The 20,397-nt window shown below is 42.3% G+C and carries 18 protein-coding genes and 2 tRNA genes; 5 read left to right on the top strand and 15 right to left on the bottom strand.

Annotated features, from left to right (window positions below; translation table 11 throughout):
• Nucleotides 1-111: 111 nt before the first annotated feature.
• The 4 genes from htpG to C1712_RS11630 form a co-directional block, all read right to left on the bottom strand.
• Nucleotides 112-2,028 carry a molecular chaperone HtpG gene (gene htpG / locus C1712_RS11645; protein WP_102269381.1) on the bottom strand — a complete coding sequence of 639 codons (1,917 nt, stop codon included), beginning with the start codon at nucleotides 2,026-2,028 and terminating at the stop codon, nucleotides 112-114.
• Between the two features lie 240 nt (nucleotides 2,029-2,268).
• Nucleotides 2,269-2,802, bottom strand: coding sequence for a DJ-1 family glyoxalase III (locus tag C1712_RS11640; RefSeq protein ID WP_102269379.1), 534 nt, complete (start codon nucleotides 2,800-2,802; stop codon nucleotides 2,269-2,271).
• A gap of 291 nt (nucleotides 2,803-3,093) precedes the next feature.
• Nucleotides 3,094-4,443: a dicarboxylate/amino acid:cation symporter gene (locus tag C1712_RS11635; protein ID WP_102269377.1), complete on the bottom strand. Its 1,350-nt coding sequence runs from the start codon at nucleotides 4,441-4,443 to the stop codon at nucleotides 3,094-3,096.
• 378 nt (nucleotides 4,444-4,821) lie between these two features.
• Nucleotides 4,822-6,114, bottom strand: a complete 1,293-nt coding sequence (locus C1712_RS11630; RefSeq protein ID WP_102269375.1) for an MFS transporter — start codon at nucleotides 6,112-6,114, stop codon at nucleotides 4,822-4,824.
• A gap of 245 nt (nucleotides 6,115-6,359) precedes the next feature.
• On the opposite strand from C1712_RS11630, the gene C1712_RS11625 reads away from it, so the two are divergent.
• Nucleotides 6,360-6,722, top strand: coding sequence for a hypothetical protein (locus C1712_RS11625; RefSeq protein ID WP_102269373.1), 363 nt, complete (start codon nucleotides 6,360-6,362; stop codon nucleotides 6,720-6,722).
• A gap of 147 nt (nucleotides 6,723-6,869) precedes the next feature.
• On the opposite strand, the gene C1712_RS11620 is transcribed toward C1712_RS11625, so the two are convergent.
• On the bottom strand, nucleotides 6,870-8,003 hold the full coding sequence (locus tag C1712_RS11620) for a molybdopterin-binding protein (RefSeq protein ID WP_180963142.1): 1,134 nt from the start codon (nucleotides 8,001-8,003) through the stop codon (nucleotides 6,870-6,872).
• 146 nt (nucleotides 8,004-8,149) lie between these two features.
• Between C1712_RS11620 and C1712_RS11615 the strand changes: the two genes are divergently transcribed.
• Nucleotides 8,150-8,232 (top strand) — tRNA-Leu (locus C1712_RS11615).
• A gap of 123 nt (nucleotides 8,233-8,355) precedes the next feature.
• On the opposite strand, the gene C1712_RS11610 is transcribed toward C1712_RS11615, so the two are convergent.
• The 5 genes from C1712_RS11610 to C1712_RS11590 form a co-directional block, all read right to left on the bottom strand.
• The gene (locus C1712_RS11610; RefSeq protein WP_102269369.1) at nucleotides 8,356-9,687 is read right to left on the bottom strand and encodes a PTS ascorbate transporter subunit IIC; all 1,332 of its coding nucleotides are present in this window, start codon (nucleotides 9,685-9,687) and stop codon (nucleotides 8,356-8,358) included.
• Between the two features lie 21 nt (nucleotides 9,688-9,708).
• The gene (locus C1712_RS11605; protein ID WP_102269367.1) at nucleotides 9,709-9,990 is read right to left on the bottom strand and encodes a PTS sugar transporter subunit IIB; all 282 of its coding nucleotides are present in this window, start codon (nucleotides 9,988-9,990) and stop codon (nucleotides 9,709-9,711) included.
• A 21-nt stretch (nucleotides 9,991-10,011) separates the two neighbouring features.
• Nucleotides 10,012-10,746: a sugar isomerase domain-containing protein gene (locus C1712_RS11600; RefSeq protein WP_102269365.1), complete on the bottom strand. Its 735-nt coding sequence runs from the start codon at nucleotides 10,744-10,746 to the stop codon at nucleotides 10,012-10,014.
• A 9-nt stretch (nucleotides 10,747-10,755) separates the two neighbouring features.
• Nucleotides 10,756-11,199 carry a PTS sugar transporter subunit IIA gene (locus C1712_RS11595; RefSeq protein ID WP_102269363.1) on the bottom strand — a complete coding sequence of 148 codons (444 nt, stop codon included), beginning with the start codon at nucleotides 11,197-11,199 and terminating at the stop codon, nucleotides 10,756-10,758.
• Nucleotides 11,200-11,285: 86 nt separating this feature from the next.
• A complete protein-coding gene (locus C1712_RS11590; RefSeq protein WP_102269361.1) occupies nucleotides 11,286-12,023 on the bottom strand; it encodes a GntR family transcriptional regulator in 738 nt (245 codons plus the stop codon).
• A gap of 130 nt (nucleotides 12,024-12,153) precedes the next feature.
• Here C1712_RS11590 and C1712_RS11585 point away from each other — a divergent pair, with 130 nt between their 5' ends.
• On the top strand, nucleotides 12,154-12,849 hold the full coding sequence (locus C1712_RS11585) for a hypothetical protein (protein ID WP_102269359.1): 696 nt from the start codon (nucleotides 12,154-12,156) through the stop codon (nucleotides 12,847-12,849).
• Between the two features lie 246 nt (nucleotides 12,850-13,095).
• On the opposite strand, the gene C1712_RS11580 is transcribed toward C1712_RS11585, so the two are convergent.
• On the bottom strand, nucleotides 13,096-13,587 hold the full coding sequence (locus C1712_RS11580) for an LURP-one-related/scramblase family protein (RefSeq protein WP_102269357.1): 492 nt from the start codon (nucleotides 13,585-13,587) through the stop codon (nucleotides 13,096-13,098).
• Between the two features lie 129 nt (nucleotides 13,588-13,716).
• Between C1712_RS11580 and C1712_RS11575 the strand changes: the two genes are divergently transcribed.
• Nucleotides 13,717-15,393: a DUF1653 domain-containing protein gene (locus tag C1712_RS11575; RefSeq protein WP_102269355.1), complete on the top strand. Its 1,677-nt coding sequence runs from the start codon at nucleotides 13,717-13,719 to the stop codon at nucleotides 15,391-15,393.
• Nucleotides 15,394-15,731: 338 nt separating this feature from the next.
• Here C1712_RS11575 and C1712_RS11570 read toward each other — a convergent pair.
• Nucleotides 15,732-15,807 (bottom strand) — tRNA-Glu (locus C1712_RS11570).
• Between the two features lie 228 nt (nucleotides 15,808-16,035).
• On the bottom strand, nucleotides 16,036-17,169 hold the full coding sequence (locus tag C1712_RS11565) for a neurofilament protein (protein ID WP_102269353.1): 1,134 nt from the start codon (nucleotides 17,167-17,169) through the stop codon (nucleotides 16,036-16,038).
• A 330-nt stretch (nucleotides 17,170-17,499) separates the two neighbouring features.
• Between C1712_RS11565 and C1712_RS11560 the strand changes: the two genes are divergently transcribed.
• A complete protein-coding gene (locus tag C1712_RS11560; protein WP_102269352.1) occupies nucleotides 17,500-18,687 on the top strand; it encodes a S1C family serine protease in 1,188 nt (395 codons plus the stop codon).
• Nucleotides 18,688-18,738: 51 nt separating this feature from the next.
• Here C1712_RS11560 and C1712_RS11555 read toward each other — a convergent pair whose 3' ends face one another.
• Nucleotides 18,739-19,128, bottom strand: coding sequence for a hypothetical protein (locus C1712_RS11555; RefSeq protein ID WP_102269350.1), 390 nt, complete (start codon nucleotides 19,126-19,128; stop codon nucleotides 18,739-18,741).
• Nucleotides 19,129-19,142: 14 nt separating this feature from the next.
• Nucleotides 19,143-20,390 carry an AraC family transcriptional regulator gene (locus tag C1712_RS11550; RefSeq protein ID WP_102269348.1) on the bottom strand — a complete coding sequence of 416 codons (1,248 nt, stop codon included), beginning with the start codon at nucleotides 20,388-20,390 and terminating at the stop codon, nucleotides 19,143-19,145.
• Between the last annotated feature and the right edge of the window lie 7 nt (nucleotides 20,391-20,397).

Raw genomic sequence — 20,397 nt, 5'->3', positions numbered from 1 at the left:
AGATCATACTTCCTTTTGTTTCATTCTTTCGCATATGAAAAGAGCAGACCTGTCTGCTCTTGCTTTGCATGATTTAGATCAAGATCAAAACAAACACTGTTGTTTCTTTGCTTATGCCTTAGAAGCCTTGATCATAAATTCACAAACTTTATTCGAGAAAGCCACCGGATCATCAATACTGAAGCCTTCGATCAGCAATGCCTGATCATACAGCACATCCGCATAATTTTTCACTGCTTCCTTATCCAGTGCATACACCTTTTTCAATGTATCGAAGATCTCATGATGCGGATTGATCTCCAAAATTCGTTTTGCTTTCATGCCATACGGGTTGCCATCCGGCATGGATTCCAATACTTTTTCCATTTCGAATGACATGCCTTCCGCTGCGGTCAGACAAACCGGATGCTGCTTTAATCTTGCCGATATCCGCACTTCGCTCACCTTGTTTGTCAAAGCCTCTTTCAGATCTTCTAACAGCGCTTTATTTTCTTCCGCTGCATCGCTCAGCGCTTTCTTTTCCTCTTCGCTTTCCAGATTCAGATCGCCCTGTGATATGTTTTTGAACGTCTTTTCTTTATAGTTCATCAGCATCTGTAAGCAGAATTCATCGACATTATCCATCAGGTACAAGATTTCATAGCCTTTATCTTTTACCACTTCACACTGCGGCAGCTGATCGATCTTGTCCAGTGTTTCTCCTGATACATAGTAGATATGTTCCTGACCTTCCTTCATTCTTTCCACGTATTCATCCAGCGTAATCAGTTTCTTTTCCTTTGAAGAATAGAACATCAAAAGATCGGATAATACATCTTTATGCATGCCATAGTCATTATACACACCGTACTTCAGCTGCAAACCGAAATTCTCCCAAAACTTTTCATACTGTTCCCGATCATTTTTTAACATATGCAAAAGTTCAGACTTGATCTTCTTTTCAATACGGGAAGCGATGGCTTTTAATTGGCGGTCGTGCTGCAGCATCTCACGGGAAATATTTAAGGATAGATCCTGTGAATCCACTAACCCTTTGACAAAGCGGAAATATTCCGGCACCAATTCGCTTGCCTTATCCATGATAAAGACGCCTCTGCTGTATAACTGTAACCCTTTTTCATATTCCTGTGAATAGAAGTTATACGGTGTTTTGCCTGGAATATACAGCAGCGCCGTATAAGAGATCGTACCTTCTACATTGGTATGGATCACTTTCATCGGATCGACATAATCATTGAATTTATTTTTATAAAACTCGTTGTATTCCTCATCCGTAATATCTTTTTTATTGCGTTTCCATAACGGCACCATAGAGTTCAAGGTCTTGATGACTTTCTTGGTTTCATACTCATCTTCACTGCCTTCTTTCAATACGCTTTCTTCCACTTCCATCTTGATCGGATAACGAATGTAATCAGAATACTTGCTGATCAGACGTTCTATTTCAAAGGTACTCAGATATTCGCTGTATTTTTCTTCCTCACTGTCATCTTTTAATGTCAAGACGATCTTCGTACCGTGTCCTTCATATTCGCATGGCTCGATCACATAGCCATCACTTGCATCGCTGGACCAGTGATAAGCCTGTGTTTCCCCATATTTGCGGGAATATACATCTACGGCTTTTGCCACCATGAAAGCAGAATAGAAGCCGACACCAAACTGACCGATGATATCGACATCCTCATCTTGTTTTTCCGCTTCGGCCATTTTTTCCTTAAATGCCAATGAACCGCTTTTCGCGATCGTACCTAAATTTTCCTCTAATTCTTCTTTGTTCATACCGATGCCATTATCGGTGATCGTCAAGGTCTTGGCATCTTCTGCTTTCTCAATCGAGATTTCCAGATCATTGCGATCCACATCGGATAAGTTTTCCGTCAAAGAGCGGTAATACAATTTATCGATCGCATCACTCGCGTTGGAAATGAGTTCTCGCAAGAAAATCTCCTTATGTGTATAAATAGAGTTAATCATCAAATCGAGCAGTCGTTTTGACTCTGCCTGAAACTGTTTCTTTTCAGCCATATCCTATTCCTCCTTTAGCACTCTTACCATAGGTCTGCTAATAGTATAGTCTTTTTGATTAGCACTGTCAAGCATTTAGTGCTAAAAAGATTCGACATTTCCATACAAAAAGAAACCGATGACAGAAAGAGACAGCCTGATCTGCTCATACAGGCGCTTTCTCTCTTGTATCGATTTCTTTTTTCAGCAGATCTGCCAACCCTCTCTCTATTTTTTTAATGGGTTGGAGCTTGTGAGCAATCAATAATAAATAGAACGCTTTACCTGATCGCTCTTTTCTTTTCCTGCCAGCGCTTCTAAGATCGCAAAGCCAAAATCAATCGATGCGGCAGCGCTTCTGCCGGTAATGATCTTATCATCTCTAACTACATACTGATCCACATAAGTGCCGCCAAAATCCTCGTTCATCGATGTAAAGCAGGTGTACTGTTTTCCTTTCAAGTAACCGGCACGTCCTAAGATCGTCGGACTGGCACACAGTGCACAGACATAGCGTTCCTCTTCTACAAAGGTCTTGATCAGATCTTGTACAGCTGTACTGTTTTCTAATTCCTCATATTGCGGTCCGCCCGGTAAGATCAGCGCATCAAAGTCCTGTGGATGTAATGCATCCATGCTGTGCAGATCGGCGCACGTTAAACCAAAGCGCCCGACCGCCGCGTCTCCTTTCAATGAATAGATCTGCACATCTACGCCGCCTCGTCTTAAGATCGCATAAGTGCCGACCGTTTCTACTTCTTCAAATCCATTTGTTACTACCATACATGCTTTCATATGCACACCTTCTTTTTTGATCTTTCATCGATCAAAAACAGTTCCTTTCTTATTGATTATTATAGCACGTTTCTTGCTTCCATTTCATCATCCAAAGCAGGCGTGTCGTAAAAAAAAGCCGAAACACGATTTCACTTGCTGCTTCGACTTTTTACATCACTTTATTGATCATCTGTCTGCTTTCATCAGGAAAAGCTCTCTTGATCCTTTTTCTATCTACTGGCTTACGACTAGGATCCTACTGTTTGATTCCTAATTTAAGCCGTTTTCTTAGCATGCGTTTGTTTCATCTTACGCATTATAGACATCTTCATCCAGCGTGCCTTCTGATTTGGCTACCGCAACCGCAGCCGCCGCATCTCCATACACATTCAAAGAAGTAACCAGCATCTCGATCGGACGGTTGATCGCTAAGATCAAAGAATACGCAAGCAGTGCCGCATCATTGGTATAGCCCATACCGCTCAATACCGTAAACAGAATGATCGCGCCTGCTCCTGGTGCCGCCGGTGTACCGACACTGGCAATCAAAGCCAGTACCGCAATGACAACAATATTACCGATCGTTATTTCATAGCCGGCGCTTCCCGCAATAAAGATTGCCGCAATGACCTGCATGATCGCTGTTCCATCCATATTTACCGTCATACCTAATGGCAGTGTGAATGAAGCCACGTCCTTCGGTACCCCTAATTCTTCAATACAAGTCTGGGTGTTTAACGGCAGCGTTGCCGCAGAAGATGAAGTGGAGAAGCCAAATAATGCGACCTTAGACATCTTCTTGGTGAACTTAAACGGATTTAATCCGGTAAATACTTTGATAAACAACTCATAACCGACGATCAAGAATACCAGCAGCGTCAGTGTTGTGGCAATGACATATGCGGCAGCCGGTTTCAAATGTTCGATGCCGTATACCGCAAAGGTTCTCGTAAGCAGTACAAAGATTGCGGCAGGACCGAATTTCGTAATGACAAAGCTTAGAATGACAGTTACGATGTCATTGATCTCTTCCATGAATTTCTTTAATACCGTTACCTTATCTCCCAGTTTATGCATGGAAAGTCCGAAGGCAACTGCCAAGAACACGATCGACAATACCGCACCGTTATCCGCAAATGCCCCGATAATATTAGATGGAATCGCATTTACGACAACCAGCAAAGGATTGGTACCGGTAGAACCTGCACTTGCACTCAGATTGCTGACTTCCACATCAAACAGTCCAAAATGATAAACGCTCATACCGACAATTCCGGCAACGATCAATCCCGCAAAAGAAGTAATCAGGAAGTATTTGATCGTTTTATAAGAAATACGCCCTAATTTACGCGTATCGGAAATCGTACACATCGCCAAGGTAATAGAAGTGAACACCATCGGCACGATGACCAACTGTAATGCTTTGATAAATAATTGCCCCAAAATGTAGAAGATACCAAAGGCGTTTGCCCCGTCTTCTGCCGTAATATCCTGGAATAAGACTGAGTTGATCGTATTCCAGAGATCTGCCTGTCCGTTTGCCATCATCTGTTCACGGATCAAAATACATCCTGCACCGGCGATCAAACCGAGCACCAGTGCGATCGCCATTTGAATGGCCAGCTTGTTGGCAGCACTGTTTTGTTTTTTCTGTTTCATATGCTTTCCTCCCTTTTGCTATAAAAAAACGCATCTACCAATGGAAGATACGCGTTTGCTCGTTGAAAACATATGTGATCTTCCTTGCTTCCCTCTCTGGAGAAACTTAAAGGCATCTTGTTTTTTTACACTTGCAGTATAATCCTGTTTTGCGAATTCGTCAAGTATTCTTTTTTCTTTATTCATCGCTTCTCTTGGCGTTTTCGTCCTTGTTTTGCTTTCTTCTCTTTTTATGCTCTCATTCTTTTATCTTTTTCTTTGATCAAATGAAATGATTGAAAAAGCGATCGTAAAGAAAACAGAATATAAAAGAACGCTTTTGTGTGCAGACGCACAAGCCATGCCTGCCATTACAAAAGCGCTCCTATTGTCTTGATCTTAATGCTTTTCTGATTTAGGATCTTTTACAAATAACAAGATAAATGCCCCGATCAGCATCAGCGGGATCAGTCCCAATATACCTAAATTCGTTTCCCCGGTCATCATGATAATAATGGAAATTGACATCGGCCCTAATATTGCGGAGAATTTGGAAAAGACGGAAAAGAAGCCAAAGTATTCATTGGAATCCTCCTTATTCGGGATCAGCTTCGCAAAATAAGAGCGGGATACGGATTGAATCCCTCCCTGAAACAATCCTACCAATAATGCCACCACCCAGATCAGTGATGGATGATAAGGAATCAAAACACCGGCGATCACGACGCCTAAATAACCGACGATGCCCGCAAAGATCATCTTTTTAGAGCCAAAGCGTTCGATCAGTCTGCCAAAATAGATCGCACTTGGAAAAGCGAGAAGATTGATCAAAATCACGACGACCAGGCTCATGACATCACTGATGCCCATTTCCGTTGCCAGCGAAACCGCCATTTTGATTACGGTATTGACACAGTCGATATAAAAGAAATAAGATAAGCAGAATAAAAAGATATTTTTATTTTGTCGGATATTCTTAAACGTATGCCATAACCGGCCAAAGGATTCTTTTACGACATGATCGACCGGTTCATGGTACTGTTTCTGTTTTACATTTTTTAACATCGGCAAAGAATAGATCGCCCACCAAAGCACTGCCAGCGACATCGAGATAAATACCGCCACCCGATAGGTCAGATCAAAGCCCATGATATGTGCGGTGCCGTTCGCATCGCCAAAAAGCGTTACGATCGCAAAAGGAATGATAAAGATCAAAAACGGCAAAGTGGAACCGATATAGCCCCAGGCATAGCCTGCTGCCGAAACGTGATCTACTCGATCATCATCGCACACATCGACGATGAAAGCATCATAGAAAATGATCGTGCCATTATAACCCAGCATGGCGATGCAGAACACGACGATCGCCGTCATATAGTCTATAAAAGGCAAAGCCAAAATAAAACCGGCAATGATTCCGATATAAAGAAAGATCTTAAACAAGCGCATCTTCTGCCCTTTATAATCAGCGACCGTTCCAAGGATCGGCGAGGCAAACGCCAAGATCAGACCATAGATCGTATTGGCCCATCCGACATAGACGCTGCTGTCACCCGGTGTGATCTTTGCGATCAGAAGCGGAAACAAAACCGTCATCGTCGTTAATACCTGCGCTGAATTGCCGACATCATATAAGATCCAGCTAATTTCTTCTTTTGTAAACCCCAGCTTTGTTAAAATTCTTGTAAACATTCTATCTACCTCACAAATTCATTCCGGCTCTATTATAACAGTTATTTTTTTATTCTGCCTACTGTTTTTACAGAGTTTTAACGAAAGTCTTATCTCGATCCTTCTTTCCTGCACCTCTTTTATGCTTGTATGATTTTCTCAATAAAAAGGCTTGTATGATTTTCTCAATAAAAAGGATTGCCAAGATAAATAAGTTCTGTTATACTATCGAAGTTAGTTAAAACTAACTAAAGGAGTTGTTATCAATGTTTTCTATCTCACAATTATTGGCATGGCTCGCCGTCTTATGCCTGGCGTTGTTACTGCTGCTGCCATGCTTCACACGATTGGCTGCTCGTTATCCAAAAATGCGCAAGCCGGCTTGCCTCTTAAAACGTATGCATATCCCCTTAGGGATCTTATTGCTTTTATGCAGCGTATTTCATGGAAAACTGGAAAAGCGCTTTTCCTTAGAATCGATCATGATCTTGGTATTATTGGCGCTATTGATCCTGCCTTATCCGCTGCGCCGTCTCTCCCCTTTGCTTTGGCGAAAGGTACACCAGCTTGCATCACTGCTGCTGCTTGCTGCTGTCATTTGGCATATCGCACTGGCTTTATCCTCATAAAGAAGGTGTGCTGTTAGAGAAAATATTTCTAAATCGATCCGATAATAGCTGTTCTTGTAAAGAATGGTCTCCATCTGGAACATCAATTCAAGAAATGTTTTTCTCATCAGGCACACTCTTTTTGTCGGAGCTGTTTCCCCTATTTCCCTAAATTCGTCTGATACGATCGAGCACGGCATAGCTGATCCGGTTATAAAAACCCTCGCCATCCTGATAGGAAGAAATGATTTCCTGTTCATCTATCGCCCCTTGATAAGTGATTGTAACATTCATTTTCCCGTCTGCATCCATCTTTGGTGAAGCAATAGAAACCGTTAAGATCTCTTTGCTTTTATCTTCTGCTGCCAATAAAGGTGATGAAACAGTTGTATGCATGAGCCGATAATCCAAAAGCACTTCCTCCATCGCACCTTTTCCCAACAAAGAAAGCAGGACGCCGCGGCTGCCGCCATCCACGATCATCAATTTAAGACCGCATTCTTGTAAATGGGCGATCGCCGTTTCCTCTAACGACATGCCGTCTATGGAATATACCGCATCTTTTAGAATGGCACAGACCTCTGCCGCACAGGATTCACACATCTGTTCTGCCTGATGCAGCGATGACGCAGAAGCCATGACCCTCACATCAGTGCCATATGGCTTCGCATAGGTCGCGACCGTAGGATTTTTCTGTTCCATATGGCTTTGTAAATATTCACTGATCGTCGATTCTTTTAAGCCATGTGTTTTTACCATGCGGCGTGCATAAAACAGATGGCTCTGTGTCCGTAAAAACGGTGTTACCTCAGTTTCAAACATTGCCCGCATTTCTTTTGGCGGACCGGGCAGGACAATGATATGCTTGTTTTGAACGGTGCAGTGAAATCCCGGTGCTGTGCCGTACTCATTTTCATATACATCACAGCCTTCCGGCACCAAAGCCTGCTTGCGATTATTTTCACTGATCTTCGCATCTTTTACATTCGCCTTTAAGCGCTTTATCAGGTTCTCATAAGCGGCCGCATCAAACACCAAACGCTGCCCCAGCAGATCAGCGATCACTTCTTTGGTAACATCATCTGCAGTAGGGCCAAGGCCTCCTGTCGTAATGATCAGATCACTTCGGGAAAATGCCAGCTCCAGCGCTGCTTTTAAGCGTTTGGGATTATCGCCGACCACACATGCATGATATAAATTCATGCCTTCTTCTGCCAAACGCTTTGCGATATACGCCGCATTGGTATTGACGATTTCTCCCAGCAGCAATTCTGTTCCGACACAGATCAGTTCTACATCCATACTTTCATCTCCATTATTCATCAAGGCTATTGTATCACATTTCTATTTCTCTGAAGTGTTTTTTCACGATTGCTTTTGACAGGTAATCATTTGTATGCTATACTACCACTGCATGTAGCGCATCTTGGCGCGCATCGTTAAACTATGCGGGCGTGGCGAAATTGGCAGACGCACCAGACTTAGGATCTGGCGGGCAACCGTGGGGGTTCGAGTCCCTTCGCCCGCACCATTTTTCAGATATTTCCAGTCCATTAAGGGATTGGAGTTTTTTTATAGGCTGCTCCTATGCTTTACATGAAAAAATCCTTTCAACGAAACGCATTGAAAGGATTTTTTATGATATGCCATTTACTTATTTCGTTTTTTTATTCACCGCTTCTCTCCAACAAAGAAGTGCAAACGCCGCAACAATAATTGCGATACCGATATAAGGATACTTCATTGCGATCATAACAGCCATGACATCTAAGCAGTCATGTCCGACTCCTGCCGCACCGTAAACGGCATAATCAAAGATCGTAAATAAGAATCCTGAGCCGACAATCAGTAAGAATCCATAGACCAATCCGGAAATGACGGCACCGCGGGTTCCACCTCGCGCATTACCGAAAATACCGGCAACGCCCCCAGTGAAGAATGCACCGATGATAGATACGAGCGGAACCACTTTGAATAGTGCGGATGATACGAACATACCAGCGATCATGCCGATTACCGCCGTAACAAACCCGATCATTAAACTATTCGGCGCATAAGCAAATAAAGCAGGAACATCTAGCGCAGGAATCGCACCAGGCACTAATTTGTCAGAGATTCCCTTAAAGGCAGGCACCAATTCGCCAAGGAACATACGAACACCTTGCAATAAGATCAAAATACCGGCTGTGAATCCCAATGCTTTTAAGATGCCATACACGATATAATTCTGATCCCCGGCATATCCGGCAACCGCTTCCGGTCCGGCCAAAATGACAACCAATAAATAGAATACACCCATCACGATCGACACTGACATCGAGGTATCCTTAAAAAATTCAAGCGATTCAGGGAGCTTTATATCCTCTGCATTTTTGTTCTTATCGCCTAACCAGCCACCTACATAAGCAGCCGGAACCGTACCTAACATTGTCAAATGTGCAATGGCGAAATGATCGCTGCCTGTCACTTTGCGAACCGTCGGCTGTCCGATTGCCGGAAGGACAACCATCAGCACCCCCTGCAGCACAGAACCGACAACCATGATCATCGTTTCACTAAATGAAGCCGCATACAAACTGCCGGCAATCGCAACAGATAAGATCCACATCATATGTCCGGTCAAGAAAATATATTTCAGTGGACTGAACCGGGCAATTACCACATTCACAAGGAAACCGACCGCCATAATGATGGCACTGGTACTGGCAATGACCGGCACGGCATTCTGCATGGCGCCGACAACTGCCTCTGAAGAAGTCGCAAATCCTTCCAAATGAAATACTAATGAAAATAAATCTACAAAAGGCGATATTTCCGAAACGATCAAACTGGAACCCGCACTTAATACCAACATTCCCAACGCTGTTTTTACCGTCCCTGAAAATACTTGTCCGACATTTTTCTTTTGCAACAATAATCCGATCAAAGCCACCAGCCCTAATACGATGGCCGGCGTTTTCATGATGTTTAATAAAAAATCTAACATATCCTTTTCCTCCTAGTTATTTTATAAAATCCCATGCTCCTGAAAATACACTTCTAGTTTTTCTTTCGCTTCCTTCACATCCACCATATTTGTCAAATAAACAACATTTTCCTGATCTTGAAAATTCTTCTTGAACTCATTAGTCGTAACGATCAAATCACAAGGTTTTCCTTTCACGGTACCCATATCCCAGTGTTCAATGCCGCATTTGACGCCTAACTGCGCACATGCACTGTCTACGGTCATTTTCATAATTAAAGAAGAACCGACGCCAAGCCCACATACTGTAATGATCTTCAACATTTTTCTTCACCTCCTCACTTTTTACAGACAGTCGATCAAATCACCATATTGTTTGATGTACTCTGCATTGATCGCATCTCCCTTATCAAGATTGCTGCTTACATAAACCGGTGGAATGACGCCTTTTTCCACACACAGTTCAACTGTTCTTGCCATGATGCTGTTCATGACCGTCATCCCTAAGATCGTTGATGTTCCTGTAAAATTCGTCTCCATTCCCTCTATGGATAAGCAGGCATCACCGCAAACACACTTCACATCAATTACCACATCTGCCACCTCTCTTAAGTTTTTCCCAGAGCTGTGACGGCTCGATACACTTGATGAAAATGCTTTTGAAACCAAAACGATGACCTTCATACCGATTTCTTTTGCGGCAAGCGCCATGTCGATCACTCCGGCATTTCTTCCGGAAATGGATACGATGATCATTGTGTCATCGCTCGATACATTTTCCAGCTTTAAGTAATCAGCGCTAAACCCTTCCACACGTTCCTGTAAAGTGCTCAGTTTTGCCTTCGGGAACAGTGCCAAATGAGGAATCAGCAACGCATTGACCGGAACCAATCCCCCGGCACGATAAAATACCTCCATGGCAAACATTTGAGAATGTCCGCACCCAAATACATGGATCAATCGCTTTTTACAAACCGATTCGGCACAATATTGAGCCGCTTTTTCGATTGCATCTGCCTCCTCATGCACTTGTCGATCTAATTGATCTTTTAGAATTTCATAATACTCGATCTGTTTCATCTTACCCTCCTAATAGTTTTGTATCATAGCCATGATTTTTTCTTTTGGCTCATTACCTGTTATCGCCTGAATAAAATCTTCATCTTGCAGTATTTGGGCAACGCTCCTGATCATTTCCATATGCGATTGTACATCCGTCGCCCCAAAAGCGAAGCAACAACTGATCTCCTGATCGTCAAACTCAGAAAATGTGATCGACTCCCGAAACACGACCAACGAAAGACAAGGCTCCTTCACATTTTCACCTGGCTGCCCATGAAAGAAACACACTTTAGGAACAAGAATCATGTACGGTCCAAATTTCTCTACTGTTTCAATCATAGAAGCAATGAATGCATCGTTTACTTTATCCTTATCCTGCAGAAGCTTCCCTGCAACACGTGCCGCTTCTCGCCAGTCATTGACTTTCTTATCACATAAAACCAAATCTTCTGTTAAATAGTCTCTTATCATAGTTCCTCCTCATTTCCATTACACATTATATCGTTATGTCGTTATAACCAGTTTTTACCATAATAATGGGAAGCTATGTTCCCATATTATTGCCCTAATTGAACTGTAAACTCAAAGATGTCTCCTTTCGATACGATCGTCGAATAACAAATCGTTTTGTCATTGCAATAGGATGTTCTTTTTACCAGCAATCCATATTGATTTTTTCGACAATGCAGTAAATTACATTCATGGCTGTTAAGCTCGGTCGCTTTGAATGTCTCGATCGCCCGATTGATCTTAACATTGTACTCTTCTTCTAATGTTTTATATAACCCTTTTTTCGTGAAATCAATATTCAGTAAAAACGCGAAAGAATGATATGGAAACCATGCCTTCTCAACCATGACCGCAACATTTTCTGCTAATCGCAGACGTTCCAGAAATACAACTTGTTCTCCTTCTTCTATCCCTAAATGCTTCGCAACTTTATAATCAGCAGGTACTATTTCTCTTTTAATGATCTGTGTCGATGAGATCTTTCCTTGCTTTTCCATCTCTTTTGAGAAGCTATAAACATTATTCAAACTCTGAACAATGCTTTTATTAGAAACATAAGTACCTTTCCCTTGGCTTTTTTCAATTTTCCCCTTTCTTACTAATTCATCAATTGCGAGGCGAACCGTCATTCTCGAAACATGGTAAATGTTACATAGTTCACGCTCTGAAGGAATGCGATCTCCCTCTTGATAGGTACCATTTTCAATTTGTTCTGCTATTTTTGATGCAAGTTGACAGTAAAGTGGGACTTTGTTAAACGTTTCCTGCAATTTATCAGCCTCCATTTACACATTCAATATAACTCGTTATAACCAGTTTGTCAATATCTTTTCTGCAAACGCTATCATTTTATTTGTATTACTGCTATAATTACATTATAAAATAAATGAAATAAACCTAGCGGGAGGAACCACTATGAAAAAAATAAGCATGTTACTGTTCATTTGTATATTATGCGGATGTTTCGCAAATGATGCAAACGATAAAAAAGCTCCGGATTCAAAACAAGAGCAGCCATCCTCAAAGGTTGTCGAGCAACAGGAAACACAGGATGAGGATATGATTTATTTTGAACATGAAGGTTATTTTGCCCATGATCTGCGGGATACTGCTTTTGCCTACGAGAATTCCATCGAAGTTGCCATTATTCATGTCGATCGCATTGATGGCGTTGAGACTTACAGCAGTGTTTTCGATGCGTATATCACACCGCAGACTTTCGGGAAAGCAACCATCTTAAAGAGTTTTAAGAATGTTTTGGATGAACAGCAGGAAATCACTTTTTACCGTACCGGCGGAAAAGTGGAATTCAATGAATTTGTGAAAACCCGTCCCGAAAAAGAACAGGAAATGCTGCTGAAAATGGAAAAAAAGCCAAAATATGTAAAAGAATACTTCACAGGTGACATTGATGTGGAAGAAGGAAAGACCTATTTAGCTTATTTAGTGGAAGACAGCGACATTCATAACGACGGCGCTTATGCGATCGTCCATTACCAGACAGGACTAAGAGAAGTAAAGGATACCAAATCACAATCCGGAAGTTCTATACAAGTACGAAATAATTTCACGAATGAATGGGAAAACTTAGATGATATCATTGATTTATGAAAGCGATCGCTATATTGTTGCAGGTGGAAATCACTTTTTGTAAAGCCGCTGCAATTACTGTAACACGACAGCGGAGCTGCTAACAGCTCCGTTTTCATTTGTAAATAAACGGATATTCCACAAATACAGAATATCCAAGACAGCGATCGCACATGATCTGATGTTTATTTCTTAAAACGAGCAGAAAAATAAAATCTCATTTTGCTTATACATGCTTATTTTTGATCTTGTTCCATTGTCTAACTGTTACCCTCCTGCACTTGCGGATGCCGATGATGCGGCGCCGTCATCTTTATCCATGTCGATGATCAGCATCACACAAAGCGCCAGTAAAGCATCTGCTTCCTCAACGATCATCAAATCATAGGTATCCGCCCATGTAAACATCCGCTTTTCGACTTCCGCGATCAAACGATCATTTTGTTTCATCACAAAATCATACGCAAAGAAATTGCCTCTGATTTCCCAGTCTTTCCCTGCAACTTCATATTTTGGCGTCAGCGCGAATCGTTTTCGCACCTCATATGTTTCTTGCGCGATCGTTACCGCATACTTCCGTGTAAACGACCACATCTGTTGTTTGATATCCGCTACTTCTTCTTGCGCCATATTATAGATCTTGACCTTATGCCCGAAAGAAAAGGCTTTCCCAACTGCTTGATAAACCGGATTGCCCGCTTCGTCATAAACATAAAATGATTCTTTCCATGAAAACTTTTCTTTGATACATAAATTCATATACTGCACCTCATTTCACACTTTCATTGTATCACATCGCATCCTTATCTTTAAGAGGAATTGAACAGCGCACATATTCATAAAGTAGAAAAAGTGGTACAATACTAGCAGAAGTGAAAGGAAGATCTTATGTACTGGTATGAACAAGCGAACTGTTATCATCTTTATCCACTAGGCTGTTTTGGATGTGAAAGCCATCATATCGCATCATCACAAATAAAACATCGCATTCTGGAATTGATTGATTGGATCCCCCACTTACAGGAACTGGGCATGGATGCGCTCTATTTAGGGCCGATCTTTGAAAGTGAGGAGCATGGCTATGATACCATCGACTATTTTACGATCGATCATCGACTGGGAACAAATGCGGATTTTAAGCAAGTCGTATCTGCTTTTCATCAGGCAGGCATCAAGATCATCTTAGATGGTGTTTTTCATCACGTCGGGCGTGATTTTTTCGCTTTCAAAGATCTATTGCAAAACAAGGAAAGCTCCCTTTACAGAAACTGGTTTGAAGGTGTTGCTTTTACACAGGATTCCCCCTATCATGATGGGTTTTCCTATGCGTGCTGGGAAGGGCATTATAATCTGGTAAAACTGAATTTGGCAAATGAAGAAGTGTTAGACTATCTATTGAAAGCCATACAGATGTGGATAGAGGAATTTCAGATCGATGGGCTGCGTTTGGATGCGGCGAATTGCATTGCCTTTTCGTTCTTTGAACAATTACGTACTTTTGTCAAAGCCAAACGGGCAGATTTTTTCTTGCTTGGAGAAGTGATCCACGGTGATTACAATCGCTGGGCAAATGCGCAGATGTTAGACAGTACGACCAATTATGAAGTTTATAAAGGACTGTATTCCTCTTTTAATTCCCGCAATTTTTTCGAAATCGCTTATTCGCTGAATCGGCAGTTCGGTGATCGCGGTATTTATCGTGGACTTCCGCTTTATCAATTTGTCGATAATCACGATGTTACTCGTATCTGCGATCAATTACAGGATCCTTTTGATCTGCAGGCACTTTATGCTTTATTATTTACCATTCCCGGCATACCGAGCATTTATTACGGCAGTGAATGGGGCATCCATGGAAAAAAAGAATATGGAAGTGATGCTTCCCTGCGCCCGGCAATCGCGATCAAGCAACAAAACCGTTCACATGAGCTGCTTTCTTGGATCAGCGAGCTTGCCCATTTACGCAAAGAGCATCCTGCGCTGATAAGTGGAGATTATGCACAGGTCATCGTCAGAAATGAACAATTTGTATTTCAACGCACATGTCCAAAAGAGCGTTTTTGCGTTGCCTGTAATTTAGATGAGCAGCCTTACACCCTTGCTTTCTCTTCCGATCTGCCGTTATGCGATGTCATTCACCACACGCTGTATTTCCCTGAAAATGAGGAAATCACTTTGACCTTGCCGCCGAAATCCTGTATTCTGCTTTCTTCTATGCTTGCGGAAGAAAAAGATGATTCTTTGCCGGATGAAGATGCTTTGGTCATGCAGATCAATGAACATGCAAAAGAAAATCTGCCGCAAGCAGAACAGAGCGATCCAAATGAGATCATTATCAATGGAATCTATCGCCATTTTAAGGGAAATCTTTATAAAGTGATCGCACTAGCAACCCATAGTGAGGAAGCAAAGCCTTATGTGATCTATCGGCAGATGTATGGTGATTTTGCCTTGTGGGTGCGCCCGCTGGATATGTTTTTAGAAACCATTGAGCGAGATGGCATGCGCTTTAAGCGATTCCAATTTCTGTTTCGCCAAAATGAAGCCGACCAGCTTACAAAATAGCTGATCGAATGATTTATGACATAAAAACAGCCGTTTTGAGTAAAGCGGTTGTTTCCATTTGCGTTTTCATAACGCAGCTTTGATGTGCTCCGTGATGACATCCATGGCGAACCCAATCATCAATCGTAAATTGTATTTGTGATCGGCACACAGCCCTAAGCACATGACAACGAGCAAAGGCTGCATCACCGATGAAAAGCCGCCATTTGAATAGGATCACAATTCTTTAATTTTATCATTTTTTTACATCCATACTTTTCTGTTAGCAGAAGTGAAAAGCCCATGAAACAATAAAAAAGACTGTGTTCTCATATTCTTCACAGTCCGCTTTTTTATAATGGTGACGCGTACGGGATTCGAACCCGTGAATGCATGCGTGAAAGGCATGTGAGTTAACCGTTTCTCCAACGCGCCAGGATCTATGTAAAACGCTGTTGATCAGCGTGCTTGCATATTATAGCAAGTAACCATGCGCCTGTCAATGCTTTTTTTTACTTTTCGAAACATTTTCAAGCGCACTTTTTTACCATCCTTTTATCCGTCGTTTAAGACAAAAAAAGAGCCTAGGCTCTGCCAGCAACTCTGTTATTAAAATACGGCAATAACAAAGACTGCTTTCCCTTTCGGCTCTTTCTTGCTCATTTACTGTGGCAGCTCCATTGATGCGATTTCGCACAACGCATCGTAATACCGATAACGCCAGTCTACGCAGGCAAGCGCACTTTGCGCAATCTCTTTTGCTTTCCATAAATCTGTTCCCAAATACACCGAAGCATAACGGTAATAAATATAATCCTTGATCTGATTATCTCTGAGCAGATAACGGTAATCTTCATCACCATGCCATTGATCACCGTGCTTGATATATAGATCCGCAACATCTAATTGCAGTTCCAGCTGCAAATCTCCATACAGATCCGCAAACTGTCCCAATACCTCATACATAAAGTCCTCATAGAACACGACATCCTTGTACTGATACTGCGGCAGCGTCGCATATGCAAATTTCATAAAATGCGCCGGGAAGTCCATTACCGAATGCTTTAACAGTTCTCCTACCTTTTCCAGCGAATCTAAATGATAGCGCTGACCGATTACCAGCAGTTTTTCCATCAAATGAAATTCTTTTAGGTATTCTTCTGAGTTCAAACCGAATTCCTCGCCGGCTTCAAACCCAAGCGACTCGTCGATCATCCGGCACAGATCCGCAAAATCAGGCGCACTGATCGGCAGCTGCGATCTGACAAACTGCACTAGCCGCTCTACCAGTTCTCTGTCACAGCCATCTTTTTCATACGTCGCATTAGCAAACTGCGGTTCTGATTCTTCCACCAGCCGTTTGACAATTTCATCGACATCACGCTCATATGTCAATAATTCTACGACGTCCCAATACTGCTTCGTGAATCCATGTGCATGCAGGACCGCAAAGCAGTCCTCTAGATTCATTAGATCATAGACCGCATCCTTTTCCGCCGCCAACTGCTTCTTTGTTTTTTTCGGCGCTTTCTTCAGCTCGAGCGCTTCTTGTTTTTTAGCGGCGATGCGCTTTGGCTCTTTTGCGGCCGCAATCCGTTTTGGAGATGGCTTAGCGGCGATTGCCGGTGCTGTTTTGGCCGTTGTCAGTTTCTTGGCTTCCGGCTTAGCGGCGATCTGCTTTACTTCCGCTTTTGTGCTTTTCCCTTTAGCGCCAGTCTGCTTTGTTTTTTTCACTGCCTGTTCCTTTGTAATTTCCGTCTTTACTTTCCTCGTCGATGCTTTTGTTTCCGTTTTCATGACTCGTTCTCCTTTTTCCCAAATTGTATCGTGTTTTATACAGTGACATAAAACTGTTCCTTTCTTATATTATAACACTTCCCTATCGAATTTTTAAGAAATATATCAATTTAGAAACAGTACCCGACATTTTCTCATAAAACCGCTTCAAAGTGAGAGAAATGAACGTTTTCTGAAAGGGAGTTAAGCAATGTGCCTCCGTTTTCCCTTCCATCACATATTCAAAGGGAGAAACAGAAAAAAATATGATAATTTCACATCTTTTTCTAACAAATAAGTTGATTTTTTTGGTATAAACTATACACTGTAAGAAGAAAGAAGGAATGTACGATGGAAGATTTTAATATAACGGAAGAAACGATCATGCAGGAGCCACAGAAACAACCGGAAGAACCAAAACCGAAAAAGGCAAAAAATCCGATGGCAAAGAGAGTGCTGAGCGGTGCTGCGATCCTCGCTTTGGGATTTGGCAGCGGAGTCGGCGGCGCATATTGTTACAATGCGCTGAATGATGACAGTACGCCGGTTATTCAAACCAGCACGGCTACCCCTACCTCTACTAAGACGAGCTCCGGTTTGACTTACACGCAGATCGCAGAGAAAACGATGGACAGCGTCGTTGCCATTCAGACTGAATCAAAGACGACCGGATCTTTTATGCAGGATTATATTACCGAGGGAGCAGGCAGCGGTGTCATTATCTCAAAAGACGGCTATATCGTAACCAATCACCATGTCATTGACGGTGCATCGAAAGTAACGGTTACCTTAAAAAACGGCAAGACCTATAACGCCAAATATGTAGGCAGCGATGAACAAAGCGATCTGGCTGTCATTAAGATCGAAGCCGATGATTTAACGCCTGCGGTATTAGGCGACTCAGATCAATTATCGGTCGGCGATACGGCAGTGGCGATCGGTAATCCTTTGGGAACACTTGGCGGTACCTTTACGACCGGAGTCATTTCCGCTTTAGATCGAGAATTGACGATCGACGGTGAAACGATGACGCTGATGCAGACCAATGCGGCAATCAATCCCGGTAATTCCGGCGGAGGCTTGTTTGATGCAAACGGCAATCTGATCGGCATTGTCAATGCGAAATCATCAGGAGAAAGCATCGAGGGCCTAGGCTTTGCGATTCCGATCAACGATGCGAAAACAGTGATCGAGGAATTGCTGGAAAACGGCTATGTCACGACACGGGCCAAACTGGGCGTATCAATGGTCGATGTAGAAGATGAAATGACGGCAATGCGTTATGGTGTAAGCAGCTTAGGCGTTTACATCGCACAGGTAGAAAATGGCACTGCTGCTGATGAAGCAGGATTAAAAGTCGGTGATCAGATCATACAGATGGATGGAGAAGAAATCGACAGTGCAAGCGAAGCGAAAAAGATCATTCATGCGCATAAGGCAGGCGATCAGCTGAAAATGATCGTAAAACGCGATGGCAAAGAAATGACCATAACGCTGACTTTAGGCAACAGCGGCAATACCGATACCAATCAATTTTAAGTAAAAAGAACTGCAATTTCTATCGTTGTTTTCGATATCGTTGCAGTTCTTTTACGTTTTTCCATCGAAGCGATGTCCGCATTTGGCACAAGTAATGGTAATCTTTCCTTTTCGCCTCGGTACCCGCAGTTTCTGACCACAGGCAGGGCAGCGGAAGAAGCGATAGGTTTGGTGTTCCCGCAAACGGCGCCGTTTCAGCGATATTCGCTCTTTCCAAAGATCATAACAGCGCAAAAAACGCGCATTCTCTTGTGATCGCCGAAAGATATTTTTAGAAAATACCCGCATATAACAAATAACCAGCAGCAGGATCATCATGATGCGAAGCAAGATACTGTCCGCCAAAAACAGCATTCCGATATTTACGATCAATACCATTACCAGAAGCGCGATCGTTAATTGGTCGATTCCGTAGCGCCCTCTCATAAAATTACGAAACATGACAGCTCCACTCCTTATTTTTCCTGCAATGCGATAGATTTGCGAAATACGCCCGGCGTCATATTCTTGATCTTCATAAAGTTGCGGGAAAAGGTTTTCGTATTATTGTAGCCGATTTCAATCGCGATATCGGCAATCGCTTCATCCGTAGAAAGCAGCAGTTCACATGCCTTATTGATGCGCAGCACATTGATCAAGTCATCAAAATTCTTTTCGACCTGCGTGATCAAAATGCGGTTTAATTCCACAATACTGAGCTGAAAACGGCTGGCTACCGAAGCCACATTCATATCTTCCTGATCAAAATTGTTATGAATATAAGTAATGATTTCATAGGACAGCTGCCTTTCCTTTTCTTTGACGATGCGATTCATCTTGCGATAGATCTTACGATATTCATTCGGCGTCGTTCCTATCCGAGAAGCAAACACCTTTGAGATGTGTGAAGCATCGACATAGCCGGTGATCGCCGCAATTTCATTGAGCGTTAGATCTGTATACATCAAAAAGGTAATGGCTTTCTCAATTCGGATCTCGTTCAATAGATCATTAAAGGTCAAACCTGTCGTATCCTGAATATACTTGCTGATGGCAGATTCACTCATATAAAACAGATCGGACATTCGATTCAGTGTCAGCTTCTCACTGGCATGAGAATAAATGTATTTCAACATCTGATTTTTATCATCACTTTTCTCCAGACGTCTGCCTTCCATTTGACTCTTATTCATTACTCTTTTGAAAATTACGATCAGCTCGATCACTTTGCTGATGACAAAAATGTTGCCCATTTCTTCCTCGTTGGTTTCTTCCATAAACGATTCCATGCCTACTTCACTTCGAATATCACGCAAGATATAGCGAATCTGATTGGCTTCATCACTGTTGCAGTAGACGACCGGATGCTTCGTGATCGAATCAATGATATCCAGAATCTCATTATCCGTATTATACAGCGTTTTGATAATGTTATTCGTAACCTCCGAATTATACACGATCCGATAGTTTTGAAGCGGTTCCTCGACTGCGGAAATCTTCGTGATCTCCCATGGCATGATGGCTACCAGTGTATAAGGTTTGATTTCATATTCGATATCATCTACGATGAGCCTCCCATGCCCTTTCATGAAAAACAAAAAGCGGGCAGTCTGATGGATCAGCGGCTTTGTAGGCGCTTCTGTTACTTCCATATCAAAACCGCAGAATTTTTTGCGGTCATAATTAGAACAGAACTGATTTTGAATTTCAATTAGTTTTGACATAACTGCT

Origin of the sequence: Massilicoli timonensis, from assembly GCF_900199515.1 — a bacterium.
Classification (GTDB): Bacteria; Bacillota_I; Bacilli_A; order Erysipelotrichales; family Erysipelotrichaceae; genus Massilicoli; species Massilicoli timonensis.
The sequence above is the reverse complement of the archived record's forward strand: the minus strand, read 5'-3'. Positions and strand labels throughout refer to the sequence as shown.

Coding starts and splice junctions, on each gene's coding strand:
- C1712_RS11595 (WP_102269363.1), bottom strand. CDS start 11,199: ATGATAAGAGACTATTTAACAGAAGATTTGGTTTTATGTGATAAGAAA.
- C1712_RS11600 (WP_102269365.1), bottom strand. CDS start 10,746: ATGAAACAGATCGAGTATTATGAAATTCTAAAAGATCAATTAGATCGA.
- C1712_RS11550 (WP_102269348.1), bottom strand. CDS start 20,390: ATGTCAAAACTAATTGAAATTCAAAATCAGTTCTGTTCTAATTATGAC.
- C1712_RS11560 (WP_102269352.1), top strand. CDS start 17,500: ATGGAAGATTTTAATATAACGGAAGAAACGATCATGCAGGAGCCACAG.
- C1712_RS11585 (WP_102269359.1), top strand. CDS start 12,154: ATGAAAAAAATAAGCATGTTACTGTTCATTTGTATATTATGCGGATGT.
- C1712_RS11630 (WP_102269375.1), bottom strand. CDS start 6,114: ATGTTTACAAGAATTTTAACAAAGCTGGGGTTTACAAAAGAAGAAATT.
- htpG (WP_102269381.1), bottom strand. CDS start 2,028: ATGGCTGAAAAGAAACAGTTTCAGGCAGAGTCAAAACGACTGCTCGAT.
- C1712_RS11625 (WP_102269373.1), top strand. CDS start 6,360: ATGTTTTCTATCTCACAATTATTGGCATGGCTCGCCGTCTTATGCCTG.
- C1712_RS11635 (WP_102269377.1), bottom strand. CDS start 4,443: ATGAAACAGAAAAAACAAAACAGTGCTGCCAACAAGCTGGCCATTCAA.
- C1712_RS11605 (WP_102269367.1), bottom strand. CDS start 9,990: ATGTTGAAGATCATTACAGTATGTGGGCTTGGCGTCGGTTCTTCTTTA.
- C1712_RS11580 (WP_102269357.1), bottom strand. CDS start 13,587: ATGAATTTATGTATCAAAGAAAAGTTTTCATGGAAAGAATCATTTTAT.
- C1712_RS11575 (WP_102269355.1), top strand. CDS start 13,717: ATGTACTGGTATGAACAAGCGAACTGTTATCATCTTTATCCACTAGGC.
- C1712_RS11640 (WP_102269379.1), bottom strand. CDS start 2,802: ATGAAAGCATGTATGGTAGTAACAAATGGATTTGAAGAAGTAGAAACG.
- C1712_RS11555 (WP_102269350.1), bottom strand. CDS start 19,128: ATGTTTCGTAATTTTATGAGAGGGCGCTACGGAATCGACCAATTAACG.
- C1712_RS11610 (WP_102269369.1), bottom strand. CDS start 9,687: ATGTTAGATTTTTTATTAAACATCATGAAAACGCCGGCCATCGTATTA.
- C1712_RS11590 (WP_102269361.1), bottom strand. CDS start 12,023: ATGGAGGCTGATAAATTGCAGGAAACGTTTAACAAAGTCCCACTTTAC.
- C1712_RS11620 (WP_180963142.1), bottom strand. CDS start 8,003: ATGGATGTAGAACTGATCTGTGTCGGAACAGAATTGCTGCTGGGAGAA.
- C1712_RS11565 (WP_102269353.1), bottom strand. CDS start 17,169: ATGAAAACGGAAACAAAAGCATCGACGAGGAAAGTAAAGACGGAAATT.